Source organism: Bacillus sp. NPDC094077 (assembly GCF_050279465.1).
Classification (GTDB): domain Bacteria; phylum Bacillota; class Bacilli; order Bacillales; family Bacillaceae_G; genus Bacillus_A.
In genome coordinates, this window is the sequence record NZ_JBNNUF010000010.1 from 80181 (window position 1) to 94102 (window position 13922).

Annotated in this window: 12 protein-coding genes; 8 read left to right on the plus strand and 4 right to left on the minus strand. The window is 35.8% G+C overall.

What is annotated here, in order from left to right:
* Positions 1-165: 165 nt before the first annotated feature.
* Positions 166-1602 carry an aspartate ammonia-lyase gene (aspA, locus tag ACQKNR_RS21360; protein ID WP_427320352.1) on the plus strand — a complete coding sequence of 479 codons (1437 nt, stop codon included), beginning with the start codon at positions 166-168 and terminating at the stop codon, positions 1600-1602.
* 119 nt (positions 1603-1721) lie between these two features.
* On the opposite strand, the gene ACQKNR_RS21365 is transcribed toward aspA, so the two are convergent.
* Positions 1722-3341, minus strand: a complete 1620-nt coding sequence (locus ACQKNR_RS21365) for a lactate permease LctP family transporter (RefSeq protein ID WP_427320354.1) — start codon at positions 3339-3341, stop codon at positions 1722-1724.
* 802 nt (positions 3342-4143) lie between these two features.
* On the opposite strand from ACQKNR_RS21365, the gene ACQKNR_RS21370 reads away from it, so the two are divergent.
* The gene (locus tag ACQKNR_RS21370; protein WP_427320356.1) at positions 4144-4431 is read left to right on the plus strand and encodes an ArsR/SmtB family transcription factor; all 288 of its coding nucleotides are present in this window, start codon (positions 4144-4146) and stop codon (positions 4429-4431) included.
* 191 nt (positions 4432-4622) lie between these two features.
* Entirely contained in the window at positions 4623-4802 is a 180-nt protein-coding gene (locus ACQKNR_RS21375; RefSeq protein ID WP_000382679.1) for an acid-soluble spore protein H, read from the plus strand.
* Between the two features lie 41 nt (positions 4803-4843).
* Here ACQKNR_RS21375 and ACQKNR_RS21380 read toward each other — a convergent pair whose 3' ends face one another.
* Positions 4844-6229 carry a peptide MFS transporter gene (locus tag ACQKNR_RS21380; RefSeq protein WP_427320358.1) on the minus strand — a complete coding sequence of 462 codons (1386 nt, stop codon included), beginning with the start codon at positions 6227-6229 and terminating at the stop codon, positions 4844-4846.
* Between the two features lie 380 nt (positions 6230-6609).
* Entirely contained in the window at positions 6610-7578 is a 969-nt protein-coding gene (locus ACQKNR_RS21385) for an ABC transporter substrate-binding protein (RefSeq protein ID WP_427320360.1), read from the minus strand.
* Between the two features lie 172 nt (positions 7579-7750).
* Between ACQKNR_RS21385 and ACQKNR_RS21390 the strand changes: the two genes are divergently transcribed.
* The 3 genes from ACQKNR_RS21390 to ACQKNR_RS21400 are packed head-to-tail and all read left to right on the plus strand — an operon-like array spanning position 7751 to position 10644.
* Complete coding sequence (locus ACQKNR_RS21390; RefSeq protein ID WP_427320362.1) at positions 7751-8755, plus strand: FecCD family ABC transporter permease; 1005 nt, start codon at positions 7751-7753, stop codon at positions 8753-8755.
* Complete coding sequence (locus ACQKNR_RS21395; protein WP_427320364.1) at positions 8752-9810, plus strand: FecCD family ABC transporter permease; 1059 nt, start codon at positions 8752-8754, stop codon at positions 9808-9810. Before ACQKNR_RS21390 ends, ACQKNR_RS21395 begins: the two co-directional genes overlap by 4 nt.
* A gap of 12 nt (positions 9811-9822) precedes the next feature.
* Positions 9823-10644: an ABC transporter ATP-binding protein gene (locus tag ACQKNR_RS21400; protein ID WP_427320366.1), complete on the plus strand. Its 822-nt coding sequence runs from the start codon at positions 9823-9825 to the stop codon at positions 10642-10644.
* Positions 10645-10673: 29 nt separating this feature from the next.
* Here the strand turns inward: ACQKNR_RS21400 and ACQKNR_RS21405 are convergent, their stop codons facing one another.
* A complete protein-coding gene (locus ACQKNR_RS21405) occupies positions 10674-11405 on the minus strand; it encodes a class I SAM-dependent methyltransferase (protein ID WP_427320367.1) in 732 nt (243 codons plus the stop codon).
* A 213-nt stretch (positions 11406-11618) separates the two neighbouring features.
* On the opposite strand from ACQKNR_RS21405, the gene ACQKNR_RS21410 reads away from it, so the two are divergent.
* On the plus strand, positions 11619-12809 hold the full coding sequence (locus ACQKNR_RS21410) for a glycine C-acetyltransferase (RefSeq protein ID WP_002174837.1): 1191 nt from the start codon (positions 11619-11621) through the stop codon (positions 12807-12809).
* 44 nt (positions 12810-12853) lie between these two features.
* Positions 12854-13819: an L-threonine 3-dehydrogenase gene (locus ACQKNR_RS21415; RefSeq protein ID WP_193413514.1), complete on the plus strand. Its 966-nt coding sequence runs from the start codon at positions 12854-12856 to the stop codon at positions 13817-13819.
* The last annotated feature ends 103 nt before the right edge of the window (positions 13820-13922 follow it).

Genomic DNA, 13922 nt, shown 5'->3' on the forward strand with positions numbered 1-13922 from the left:
TAACTTTAATAAAAAAGATATATAGAAAAATAAGTGTTTGCGCTTTCAAAAAAGGTGTTTTATAGTGAAGGTGGATACTGAAAAATTCTTCTGAATGATACTCGTATTTTGAGAGGGTGGATTTTTCAAATAAGGATTTAGAATGAAAAAGTATAGGTGATGAAAATGATAGCAACGAAGGATATACGTATAGAAAAAGATTTTTTAGGTGAAAAGGAAGTACCAAGTACAGCATATTATGGTGTACAAACATTACGTGCCGTAGAAAACTTCCCGATTACAGGATATCGCATTCATCCGTCACTCATTACGGCAATGGCAATTGTGAAAAAAGCGGCTGCACTTGCGAATATGGATACCGGTTACTTAGCTAAAGATATTGGACAAGAAATTGCGGAGGCGGCGCAAGAAATTGTTGACGGAAAGTTCCATGATCAATTTATCGTGGACCCGATCCAAGGCGGAGCGGGGACTTCCATAAATATGAATACAAATGAAGTAATTGCTAATAGAGCGTTAGAACGTATGGGATATGAAAAAGGTGAATATGCGAAAATTAGCCCAAATACTCATGTGAACATGGCGCAATCAACAAATGATGCATTTCCAACGGGGATTCATATTGCAACTCTTATGATGTTAGAAGAACTTCTTATTACAATGGATGAACTTCATTCTGCTTTCCGTACAAAGGCAAAAGAGTTCGATCATGTTATTAAAATGGGGCGTACACATTTACAAGATGCAGTTCCGATTCGTCTTGGACAAGAATTTGAAGCGTATAGTCGAGTGCTTGAGCGTGATATAAAAAGAATTAAACAGTCTCGTCAACATTTATATGAAGTGAATATGGGAGCGACAGCTGTTGGTACAGGATTAAATGCAAATCCTACTTACATTGAACAAGTGGTAAAACATTTACGAACATTTAGTGGATTCCCACTTGTTGGTGCAGAGCATTTAGTTGATGCAACGCAAAATACAGATGCATACACAGAAGTATCTGCAGCGCTAAAAGTATGTATGATGAATATGTCTAAAATTGCAAACGATCTTCGCATTATGGCATCTGGTCCACGTGTTGGATTGGCTGAGATTCAATTACCAGCTCGTCAGCCAGGTTCATCTATTATGCCAGGTAAAGTAAATCCAGTTATGGCAGAAGTAATTAACCAAGTCGCTTTCCAAGTAATCGGAAACGATCATACAATTTGCTTAGCGTCAGAAGCAGGACAATTAGAGTTAAACGTAATGGAGCCCGTACTTGTATTTAATTTAATTCAATCTATAAGTATTATGAATAACGGATTCCGTGTATTCCGTGAATATTGTATTAAAGGAATTACAGCGAATGAAGAATTGCTGAAGCAATATGTTGAGAAAAGTGTTGGAATTATTACAGCGGTTAATCCTCATATTGGCTATGAAGCAGCATCTCGTATTGCACGTGAAGCAATTGAAACAGGAAAATCTGTTAGAGAGTTATGTTTAGAACATGGTGTACTGACAGATGAAGAATTGGATATCATTTTAGATCCATACGAAATGACACATCCTGAAATTGCTGGAGCTTCTTTATTAAAGAATAAAGTGAAACTTTAATCAGTGGGGGGCCATCCCCACTGATTATTAGTTGAACCAATCGGGCTTTTACTGCCCGTTAATGCGGGAAAAAAATGTAATGTAAAAAACACCGATCCATTTGGATCGGTGTTTTATTTTTAAAAGATATTAAATACAGCATTTAATTGAAGTAAGCTAATAATAGCTAAGAAGATTAAACTATATTTCATCACTGTTTTAAATAGAGCAGATTCTTTACCAACTAGTCCAACTGCCGCACAAGCAACTGCTACAGATTGTGGTGAAACCATTTTTGCGATTGTACCACCAACTACGTTTAATGAAACGAGAGTAGATGGAACGATGTTTAACTGATCGGCAGTTACTGCTTGAAGTGGTGCGAATAATGAACCACTTGATACTACTGATCCTGTAATGAATACGCCAATCCATCCTAAGATTGGAGAAAGAATAGGGAATGCATTTCCAGTAGAAGAGAATGCAAGTCCAAGTGTAGATGACATACCAGAGTAGTTCTCTACGTAAGCTAAAGCGATAACACTACAAATTGTATATACTGGAACTTTTAGTTCTTTTATTGTTTCGATCATTAATTCTTTAATCATTTTGCCGTTTACACGGTAGACGATAAGTGAAACGATAATTGCTAATACAATTGCAGTAGTTGTAGAAGAGAATACATCTAGTTTGAAAATCGCTGCGAAAGGTGTATCAGCTTTTGTGATTGGTGCAGTTTTTATAACTTGATTATGAAGACCAGGGAATTGAATGTTAAATACTAAGTTTGCTAATGGACCATCCGGAGCAAATAAAGCTTTAATTGGTTTTAAATTAAAGATTGTTACAAATGCAGTTAAGAATACGAATGGAGACCAAGCATATAAAATTTGATTGAATGTATGAGATTCTTTTTCTTCTTGTTTTTCTTCTTTAGCAGAAGATTTTGGTTGCCAAACACGTAAGAATAATGCAAGAGCGACCATACTTACGACTGCTGCGAAAATATTAGTAAGTTCAGCGCCTAAGAAGTAAGTTACAAGGAACTGAGTAATTGCGAAAGAAACACCACTTACAAGAATACCTTGCCAAGTTTCTTTAATGCCTTTAAATCCATCTACCATTGAAACAAGTAAGAACGGTAAAATAATGCTAATGAATGGCAAAATGTAAACTGCTTGACGACCGACAGTTAATGCATCTATTCCAGTTAATTGTGCAGGTACTGTGACTGGAATACCCATAGCACCCATAGCACCACCAGCGATATTAGCTACTAAGCAAATACCTGCTGCTTTTAATGGATTAAAGCCCATACCTACAAGTAATGCAGCTGTAATAGCAACTGGAACACCGAAACCAGCTGCGCCTTCTAAGAAAGCACCGAAAGAATAAGCGATTAATAATACTTGTAAACGCTGATCATTTGTAATACTGGAAATGCTATCACGAATGACATTGAATTGTTCTGTTTTAACAGTTAATTTGTAAAGGAAGATAGCTGCGATAACGATAGTACAAATTGGATAAAATCCAGATAAAACACCAAATCCGGCAGATGCTACTGCTGCAGTTGCAGGCATTTTATAAACAAATATAGCAAGAATAATAGCAACAATTACACTATAAAGCCCAGCCATGTAACCTTTCATTTTGAGTCCCACTAAACAAATAATAAAGCAAAAAATTGGGAGTGCAGCGATTAGTGCAGATAACCAGATGTTGTTTAATGGATCATAAATTTGTGTCCAAGTACTCATAATAATGACAACTCCTATCTATTATATGTGAAGAAATTCACATTATTTGTGAAACTATTCACAATCAACTTACATGCTTAGTATATTCTCCTTCAGCACTATTGTCAACGTAAAAAAGTATAATTATTCCATAATAGTGTTAAAAGTAAATTTTTGTTCATAAAGTAGACAAAAAGCGCACTCAAATAGATTTGAGTGCGCTTTTTAAATTATTTGCATATTCTTTTACTTGTTCATATGCCATTGCCCATATAGGCTTATATTAGATGACGTCTTTTGTATCGAGTATAAAGGATATTTGATACGTAGCGCTTATTTGTCCCGTTTGATCTAGTGGGGAGGAACTTTAATAGGAAGTTTTGCATAACGTTCTATCCACTTGTAACACGAATAAAAAATAAGAAGCAAATTTTTAATACCACATCATCTCTTTTTACTGAAAATTCCTTTTAGCGTAACAAAGAGGTTAATTATGGTTAAACTACGTTACGATAGGTTATCAATTATAGACGGTATTTTACAATACCATTACTTTACGTTTCAATGAGATGAAAATATAACAAAAAGCCTGATAAAACAACATTTGCAAGCAAAGTATTCGTAGCCCTTTGTTTTGCTTTTTCGTTATATCATATAGTATAATATTCAAAATCAGCAAGGATTTTTTCCTGAATTCTATGCTGATAAAGGTGGAAAAAATTTTCAGCGTTATAGGTTGATAAAGTTATGTCGTAACAGGAAATATAAGAACAGATATATAAATAAATAAAAAGAAAATAAAAATGAAAATGAGGGGAACTTTATGAGCCAAAATCAATTCGAATGTCGTATTTCAGAAGAAGATGTACAAATGTTAAGAGCGTTAGCTCACCCACTTCGTCTACGCCTAGTAATGGAACTAATGCAGCGTGGAACGTGCAATGTAACACAATTACAGGAAGTATTAGAAATTCCACAATCAACGGTTTCACAACATTTAACGAAATTAAAGCAAAATAAAGTAGTACGCTTTGAGAGACGCGGGTTAGAAGTGTATTATCAAATTCATAACGATAAAGTAAGTAAAGTAGTAAAAACATTATTTTCTTAAAATTTGAATATTATGGAAAAGGCGTGTGGAATATACGTCTTTTTTTATTTGTCAGAAAGGTAGTAAGAGAGTAAATATTAGCATGTGAGGAAGAAATGACTATCAATCAACATGCGTCCTTACGGAATATATTCTAAAAGGAAAAGAAAAAATAGAAAGGAGTGTAGTAAGAAAAAAGGAGGGATAGTAGTATGGATGTGAAACGTGTGAAACAAATCTTATCTTCTTCAAGTAGAATTGACGTTACATATGAGGGCGTACCAGTATGGATTGAGAGCTGTGATGAGCAGAAGGGAAGTGCTCAAGTGTATGACGTATCTAATCCTGGTGAGAGCGTTCATGTGGACGTGACAGCTCTAGAGGAGAAATAATAAAAAAGACGCTTCTAATTTTAGAAGCGTCTTTTTGTGTGTTATTCCATCATACTCGCAACTTTTTTAGAGAAGAGAAGGAGTACAAGTCCTAAGACGATAACGATAATACCGATACTTGAAAATACTTCAAGGTATCCTAATGATTGTGTAAAGGAAGCAAGTTTACCAGCTAACCAGTTAGCCATACCCGTACCAGCTAACCATACTCCCATTAGTAATGATGCTAATTTTACAGGAGCAATTGCACTTACCATTGATAGACCGATTGGTGATAAGAATAACTCACCAATTGTATGGAAGAGATAAGTGATAACGATGAATAATAAGTTTGCTTTTACAGTTATATCTGCTTCATTACTACCAGTTTTTAGAACTGCTAATGTTAAAACAAGGTAACCTATACCTAGTAAAATCATACCTAATGCCATTTTTGTTGGCACTTTTAAATCACCGCGTTTTGTTTTAGAAAGTTTTAACCATAGCATAGATACGAATGGTGCAAGTAGTACGATGAATGCTGGGTTAACTGATTGGAACCAAGATGTTGGAACTTCCCAACCAAAAATGGTACGATCAACAAATTTATTTGTATAAAGTGTTAAAGAACTACCAGCTTGCTCAAATCCTGCCCAGAAGAATACTACGAAACAAGTTAAAATTACAATTGCCCAAGTGCGATTTTTTTCTTGTTTTGTTAAAGGTTTCTTTTCGATTACAGGTTGATTTTTTGATTTTTTACCAATAACTGTTGTTCCTGCTTTACCAAGGTAGCGAGGAGCTAATAAGTTGAAAACAATTTGTCCGATAATCATACCGATACAAGCTGCTAAGAATCCGTATTTATATCCCATAACCATAACGCCATCAACACTTGTTTTAAAGAAATCTTCTGCTAAAAATCCACAAATAAGTGGAGCGAAGAAAGCACCTACGTTAATACCCATATAGAAGATAGTAAATGCACTGTCACGACGTGAATCATTTTCTTCATACAATTCACCTAACAGTGTAGAAATATTTGGTTTAAAGAATCCATTACCAATAACTAATAGTACTAATCCAAGGAATAGTCCTGTTTTTGTATTCATTGAGAATAGTACAAAGTTACCGATTGCCATAATAATTCCGCCGAGAGTAATGGCATGACGTCTTGTAATATAATGATCAGTTAGCCATCCGCCTATAATTGGCATGAAATATACTGCGGCTGTAAAAGTACCATATAATTGCACTGCGAATGCCTTATCAAATCCTAACCCGCCACTAACAGCAGCAGTTGTCAAATAAAGAACTAAAAGGCCGCGCATTCCATAATAACTAAATCTTTCCCACATTTCTGTTAAGAACAACAAATACAACCCTGGTGGATGTTTTTTTGGTGATTGTTGCTCTCCAGCTTTGTCTAATTTTAAAGCTGCATCCATTTTTGTTTCCCCCTAATCCTGTATAACGGATATTTATGTAATCATTTTAATTTACAAAATATTTAGAAGTCAATAGAATTATATGGAAATAGAAAGAAAATTTCTAAAAAAGTTCTATTTTTCTTCAACCGTTATTGTATTTTTCCCTGAAAACGAGATAATAAGCGTTTTCAAATGTAGTAATTGAATTCTAAATGGAAGTAAAAAAGTGATTAATCAGAAAATTTAGATTAGAACATCTATTCTGATATAGAGAAAATATACTCTATTTACTTTTATAATATAACATATTGGGAATAAAAATACAAAATGAAATAATGTGACATTTCCGTGGAATGAAAAAACCAGCTCCATAAAAGAGGGAGCTGGTTAGAACAAAATTATTTCATAAAGCGTTTTTCAATGTCATCTAGCATTAAGTTCGCAGCCATTACACCGCCAGCTGTATTCCAAATGACATCGTCAACTTTGTATACTTTACCGTTTTTAGAAGCATTTAAGTTTTTGAATAGAGGATCGTTTATATATTCTTTCTCTAATTCAGAACCTTTTTTCTCATTACCTTTATCGTATGTAAAGTAGAAGATGATATCGCCATCCATTGCAGGGATACGCTCTTTAGATACATTACGTTCTGCAAAGTCATTTTTATTTTGATCACCAGGGCGTTTGAAACCAAGTTCTTTTAAAATAACGCCAGAGAATGTATCACCATGATAAATACGAACATCACCAGGCATGAAGCGGACCATAGAAATTTCTTGATTTACTTTATCACCAAGCTTGCCTTTTAAGTCTTTTATACGTTTTTCGTAATCAGCTAAAACCTTTTGACCTTCTTTTTCTTTATTTACTGCTTTTGCATAAAGTTTAAAGTTATCCTTCCATTCACCACGCAGTGTTTCTGAAAAGACAGTAGGAGCGATGCCTTTTAATTGCTCGTATACTTTTTCATGGCGAAGTTTGTTACCAATGATTAAGTCAGGTTTTAAGGAAGCGATTGTTTCCACATTAACTTGAAGCTCAGTACCGACAGTTTTTACATCTTTTAGTTTATCCTTCGTATGAGGATACCATGGGTTACCGGTAGGTGCTTCAGCAGCGCCTACTGGCGTGACACCAAGGGTAAGTAAAGCTTCTGTTCCTTCATTTGTTAAGACAACGACGCGCTTTGGATTAGCAGGAACCTCTGTTTTACCCATTGCGTGTTCTACAGTAATCATTTCCTTTTTATTATCTTCTTTTGTAGATTCTTCTTTGTTATTTGATTTTCCACAAGCACTTAAAATAAGTGAAAAGGCTAGTAGAAATGCAAATAATGTAAACGATTTCTTTTGCGTGAAATTCATTGTGTACCCCCTACATATTGAGAATTTTTTTCAATAGCAAGCATGATATTAAGGCTTTGTTGTCTGATTGTCAATATATATCACTGAAAATGATTATCAGTTTTATTGACAATGCGAATTAAGTTGAAATACACTAACAACGTATCATTATACATTGAAGGGGAAACGCTGCATGTTATTAAAAACAAATCAAGCAAAATGGATTGGATTATTTGTTGGAATCATTGCAGTCATTATTTGTATTTGGGGAAGTATTATTTTCGGATATACAAATACGAGTTGGAAATTAGCGTTAGATGCTTTTTTTCATTTTAATGGTTCCAATGAACATATTATTATTCAAAATGTGCGTCTTCCAAGGGCGCTAATTGCGGCTAGTGTTGGTGCTAGTTTAGCCATTGCAGGTTGTCTTATGCAAACTTTAACTAAGAATCCACTTGCTTCTCCAGATTTTATTGGATTAAATTCAGGTGCTGCATTCTTCATAGTTGTAGCAATTGTACTCTTTTCCGTGACGTCATTATCAGCTTTCACGTGGATCGCCTTTTTAGGAGCGGCAATTGCAGCTGTGCTTGTATTTGCTTCTAGTTCTTTAGGAAAAGAAGGGACAACTCCTCTTAAGTTAACATTAGCAGGTGTAGCAATCAGTGCCTTATTTTCATCATTAACACAAGGGTTACTTGTATTAAATGAAAAGGCGATGGAAGAAGTATTATTTTGGCTTGCGGGATCTGTGCAAGGAAGAAAGTTAGAAATTTTACAATCTGTATTCCCGTATTTATTAGTAGGCTGGATTGCATCTCTTATGATGGCAGGGAAAGTAAATACATTAATGATGGGGGAAGATGTTGCAAAGGGACTCGGACAACGAACAATTTTAATGAGATCATTGGTACTACTCATAATTGTATTGTTATCAGGTGGTTCCGTCGCGGTTGCTGGTCCAATTGGATTTATTGGAATTGTTACGCCGCATTTTGCAAGAGCTCTTGTTGGAGTAGATCATCGGTGGAGAGTACCATATAGCGGATTGTTAGGGGCAATATTATTACTCTTGGCTGATATAGCAGCGAGATACGTCATTATGCCACAAGAAGTACCAGTAGGGGTTATGACAGCATTTATCGGGGCCCCATTCTTTATTTATATTGCACGTAAGAGAGGGCTTAGCAAATGAAGAAGTATATCCCGTTTCGTATAGGAACAGACGGCTTCTCGTTTTTAATGTATAAACGAGCTTGTATCGTTTTAGTGAGTTTACTAGTTGTTTTAATAGGATTATTTTTTGCGAGTGCAGGCATGGGAGATATGAAAATTGCTCCTTATGATGTATGGCAAGCGATTACCGGAAATGGCGATGCAATGTCAAATATGGTTGTAAATAAGTTTCGTATGCCGCGTATTTTAATCGCCATCCTTGTAGGAATCGCACTTGCTGTAGCAGGTTGTATTTTACAAGGGCTCGTTCGAAATCCGCTTGCTTCTCCTGATATCATCGGAATTACAGGTGGTGCAAGCGTAGCAGTTGTACTCTTTTTAGCTATATTTAGTGATAAAAACAATGCGCTAACAGTAAGCATTCATTATATGCCGCTAGCAGCTTTTGCTGGAGCGACGATTGTAGCGCTTTTTGTATATTTATTTGCATGGAAAAATGATGGTTTATCACCGATTAGTCTTGTTTTAATTGGTGTTGGATTTTGGGCGTTAACGAAAGCGGCAACAACGTTATTTATGTTGTTAGCGCCAATTTATCAAGCGAGCCAAGCGAATGTATGGATTACAGGTACTGTTTACGGCTCTTCATGGCAAAACGTGATGGTACTTGCGCCCTGGGTGCTTATTTTAACGGTAATATCCTTTATCGCTGCTAGACATTTAAATGCACAAGAGCTAGGGGATGATATAGCGATAGGACTCGGTGTTCCTTTAACGAAGTCGCGTGTATTCATGTTATTACTTAGTACAGCTTTAATTGGTGGCGCGGTTGCCTTTGCCGGAGGGATTGGGTTTGTTGGTTTAATGGCACCTCATATTTCGCGAAGATTAGTTGGTTCTTTATACGGTGCATTACTCCCAGTTGCAGCTATTGTCGGTGCAATTTTGGTACTCGCTGCAGATTTAATTGGGCGCACAATTTTCACACCACTTGAAATTCCAGCAGGGGTATTTACATCAGCAATTGGTGCACCTTATTTTATTTACTTACTTTATAAAAGTCGGAATTCATAAAGGGAGATGAATATGCAAAAAGCATTGGAGACGAAACGTTTGACTCTGTCTTATGGTGAAACAATTATTATTGATGAGTTGGATTTAGAAATTCCAAAAGGTGAAATTACAATCTTCATCGGTTCTAACGGTTGTGGAAAATCAACTTTATTACGTTCACTAGCTAGATTATTAAAGCCAACAGCTGGTGACATTTTGTTAGATAATCAAGCAATTCAAAGTATGCAAACGAAGCAAATTGCTCGTCAGATGGCAATTTTACCGCAAGGACCGCAAGCGCCAGAAGGGCTTACAGTATTGCAACTTGTAAAGCAAGGACGTTATCCATATCAAACTTGGCTGAAGCAATGGTCAGAAAAAGACGAGGAAATGGTACAGAAGGCACTTGCAGCAACAGGTATGACAGAATTTGCTGAGCGTGATGTGCATGCTCTTTCAGGTGGGCAACGTCAACGTGCTTGGATTGCAATGACGCTTGCACAAGATACAGACATTATTTTACTGGATGAGCCAACTACATATTTAGATATGACTCACCAAATTGAAGTACTAGATTTATTATTCGAATTAAATGAAACAGAACAACGAACAATTGTTATGGTATTACATGATTTAAATTTAGCATGCCGCTATGCAGATAATATTGTAGCAATTCAAGATAAACAAATATATGCACAAGGTAAGCCTGAAGAAGTGGTAGATGAGAAGTTAGTACGTGATGTATTCCGAATGGAGTGTCAAATAAGTACGGATCCTTTGTTTGGAACACCACTTTGTATCCCGCACGGAAGAGGAAGAAGATTAGTTAAAGAAGTTGCTCAGGCAATGAGGTGAAAAAGGAGATGAATGATTCATCTCCTTTTTTATTTTTTACAAGAAAATAGAAGGAAGAGAGGAATCCGTAAACGACGTTCATATTCTTCTTCACTCTGAAAATAGGTTTGATTTGGTGTAGCTTCTTTTAAGCTTGTAATCGTAAATCCGACTTGTTGTAGTAATGTGAAATACCCTTCCGTTGTACGATGATATTTAATAACCTCTTGGTCAATCCATGGTTCAACACGCTTTCCTATTTTAAAGTAATCATCGACGAGCCAACTCGTCCTCTTGCCACTTGTTTGTAAGCTTTCAAATGAAGAGGTAATAATGGGATGTTGAACGCTAAAGATAAAGGTTCCGTTCGTTTTTAAAGTTTGAAATACATGCTGAAGAATGATATCAAGATGTTCAATATAATGTAAGGCGAGTCTAGATGTTACTAAATCAAAAGTAGAAGGGGGATAGGTATAGTCTTTGAGGTTTATAAAATGAACAGATCCATTTTTATTTTCTAGTTGTTTTCTAGCTTTTTCATACATAAGTTGAGAACCTTCAATACCAGTGTAAGAGTGGCAACCGTTTTCTAATAATTCTTTGCCAAACTTAGCATCACCACAGCCTAAATCGAGAATTTGTTTTCCTTGTACATTACCAATGAGCTGAAAGAATGCTGGCTTTTCAATCGATTCATTCGGGCTATTTTCTCGATATCTTCGTTTCATATATTGTTCCAAAAATGCTTCGTTATTATATACGTCAGATTCTGTAAATGCCATGTTTGAAGCCCCCTTAAATATTTTTTTAATTCTATCAAATATGAAAAGTAAATGATAGATTTCTTGTAATGAATCGTATATAATCTAAAATTGTAAGCGGTTACTTTAAACTATTTTTCTATAATAAATTCTGAAAACGTGTTAAGCTAGTAGAGGGATTATTAGAACTATTAAGACAATAATTCGCTTACATGAACGATGGGAGGCTTCACGATGTCTAGTAAAACACTTGCAAAATTTTTAGAAGAAAATTTAGAGGATTTAAAATCAAAGGGGCTTTATAACGTAATTGATCCGCTTGAAAGTCCAAATGGACCGATTATTACAATTGGCGGAAAAGAATATATTAACTTATCTTCAAACAACTATCTTGGATTAGCGACTGATAATCGCTTACAAGAAGCAGCAATTGGTGCAATTCATAAGTATGGTGTTGGAGCAGGAGCTGTTCGTACAATTAACGGTACTTTAGATTTGCATATTAAATTAGAAGAAACAATTGCAAAGTTTAAACATACAGAAGCAGCAATTGCTTATCAATCAGGATTTAATTGTAATATGGCAGCGATTTCAGCTGTTATGGATAAAAATGATGCGATTCTTTCAGATGAATTAAACCATGCATCTATTATTGATGGTAGTCGTCTATCAAGAGCGAAAATCATCGTTTATAAACATTCTGATATGGAAGATTTACGTAAAAAAGCAATCGAGGCAAAAGAATCAGGTCTTTACAATAAATTAATGGTTATTACAGACGGTGTTTTCTCAATGGATGGAGACATTGCAAAATTACCAGAAATTGTTGAGATTGCAGAAGAATTAGATTTAATGACATACGTAGATGATGCACACGGTTCAGGTGTACTTGGCAAAGGCGCAGGTACTGTAAAACATTTCGGTCTTTCTGATAAAGTTGATTTCCAAATTGGTACATTATCAAAAGCAATTGGGGTAATTGGTGGATATGTAGCAGGGAAACAAAACTTAATTGATTGGTTGAAAGTTCGTTCACGTCCATTCTTATTCTCTACAGCTTTAACACCCGCTGATGCAGCAGCTTGCATGAGATCAATTGAAATCTTAATGGAAAGCACAGAGCTACACGATCGTCTATGGGAAAATGGTCGCTACTTAAAACAAGGGCTAAAAGAACTTGGCTTTAACATCGGAGAAAGTGAAACGCCAATTACACCTTGTATTATCGGTGATGAAGTATTAACACAAGAATTTAGTAAACGTCTAAATGAAGAAGGCGTATACGCAAAATCAATCGTGTTCCCAACTGTAGCTAAAGGAACAGGACGCGTTCGTAATATGCCTACAGCAGCTCATACGAAGGAAATGCTTGATGAAGCAATTCGTAAGTATGAAAAAGTAGGGAAAGAAATGGGTATCATTTAAGTAACGGCATCTTTTGAATAGCTTGCAAATGAGGAGTGGGGAAAATGAAAAAAATTCTAGTAACCGGTTCTTTAGGGCAAATTGGTTCTGAACTAGTAATGAAACTTCGTGATGTATACGGTGCATCAAACGTTATTGCAACAGATATTCGTGAAACAGATAGTGAAGTAGTAAAGTCTGGTCCATTTGAAACGTTAGATGTAACAGATGGACAAAAATTACATGACATTGCAAAGCGTAATGAAGTGGATACAATTATTCATTTAGCAGCTTTACTTTCAGCAACAGCGGAAAAAAATCCGCTATTTGCTTGGAATTTAAATATGGGCGGACTTGTAAATGCCTTAGAAGCAGCTCGTGAATTAAACTGTAAGTTCTTCACGCCAAGTTCTATCGGTGCATTCGGTCCATCAACGCCAAAAGATAATACACCACAAGATACAATTCAGCGTCCTACTACGATGTATGGGGTAAACAAAGTAGCAGGAGAATTATTATGTGATTACTATTATCAAAAATTCGGTGTTGATACGCGCGGTGTGCGTTTCCCAGGCTTAATTTCTTACGTAGCTCCTCCAGGAGGCGGCACAACTGATTATGCAGTTGAAATTTATTATGAGGCGATTAAAAAAGGTGCATACACCTCATACATTGCAGAAGGAACGTACATGGATATGATGTATATGCCTGATGCTTTACAAGCGATCATTTCATTAATGGAAGCTGATCCAAGTAAACTAGTGCATCGAAATGCGTTTAACATTACAGCAATGAGCTTTGAGCCAGAGCAAATCGCAGCATCAATTCGTAAACACATTCCGAACTTTACAATGGATTACGCTGTAGACCCAGCTCGTCAAACGATCGCTGACAGCTGGCCAAACTCTATTGATGCAACAGCAGCAATGAAAGAGTGGGGCTTTAAAGCAGAATATGATTTAGACAAAATGACAACTGACATGCTGGCTAAGTTAAAAAAAAAGCTCACAGCTGAGTTAGTAATGAATTAATAGGGAGAGCCGATTCTTAGGGATCGGCTCTTTTATTTTTATTTTTGTAAATATACAAATAATTCTAAATGTGATAGAATGAGTTAATTTGTGCATAAAGGGG

Excerpts from the sequence above, each read along its gene's own strand:
- ACQKNR_RS21415 (WP_193413514.1), top strand. The coding sequence starts at position 12,854 with ATGAAAAAAATTCTAGTAACCGGTTCTTTAGGGCAAATTGGTTCTGAA.
- ACQKNR_RS21375 (WP_000382679.1), top strand. The coding sequence starts at position 4,623 with ATGGATGTGAAACGTGTGAAACAAATCTTATCTTCTTCAAGTAGAATT.
- ACQKNR_RS21400 (WP_427320366.1), top strand. The coding sequence starts at position 9,823 with ATGCAAAAAGCATTGGAGACGAAACGTTTGACTCTGTCTTATGGTGAA.
- ACQKNR_RS21410 (WP_002174837.1), top strand. The coding sequence starts at position 11,619 with ATGTCTAGTAAAACACTTGCAAAATTTTTAGAAGAAAATTTAGAGGAT.
- ACQKNR_RS21390 (WP_427320362.1), top strand. The coding sequence starts at position 7,751 with ATGTTATTAAAAACAAATCAAGCAAAATGGATTGGATTATTTGTTGGA.
- aspA (WP_427320352.1), top strand. The coding sequence starts at position 166 with ATGATAGCAACGAAGGATATACGTATAGAAAAAGATTTTTTAGGTGAA.
- ACQKNR_RS21370 (WP_427320356.1), top strand. The coding sequence starts at position 4,144 with ATGAGCCAAAATCAATTCGAATGTCGTATTTCAGAAGAAGATGTACAA.
- ACQKNR_RS21380 (WP_427320358.1), bottom strand. The coding sequence starts at position 6,229 with ATGGATGCAGCTTTAAAATTAGACAAAGCTGGAGAGCAACAATCACCA.
- ACQKNR_RS21365 (WP_427320354.1), bottom strand. The coding sequence starts at position 3,341 with ATGAGTACTTGGACACAAATTTATGATCCATTAAACAACATCTGGTTA.
- ACQKNR_RS21385 (WP_427320360.1), bottom strand. The coding sequence starts at position 7,578 with ATGAATTTCACGCAAAAGAAATCGTTTACATTATTTGCATTTCTACTA.
- ACQKNR_RS21405 (WP_427320367.1), bottom strand. The coding sequence starts at position 11,405 with ATGGCATTTACAGAATCTGACGTATATAATAACGAAGCATTTTTGGAA.
- ACQKNR_RS21395 (WP_427320364.1), top strand. The coding sequence starts at position 8,752 with ATGAAGAAGTATATCCCGTTTCGTATAGGAACAGACGGCTTCTCGTTT.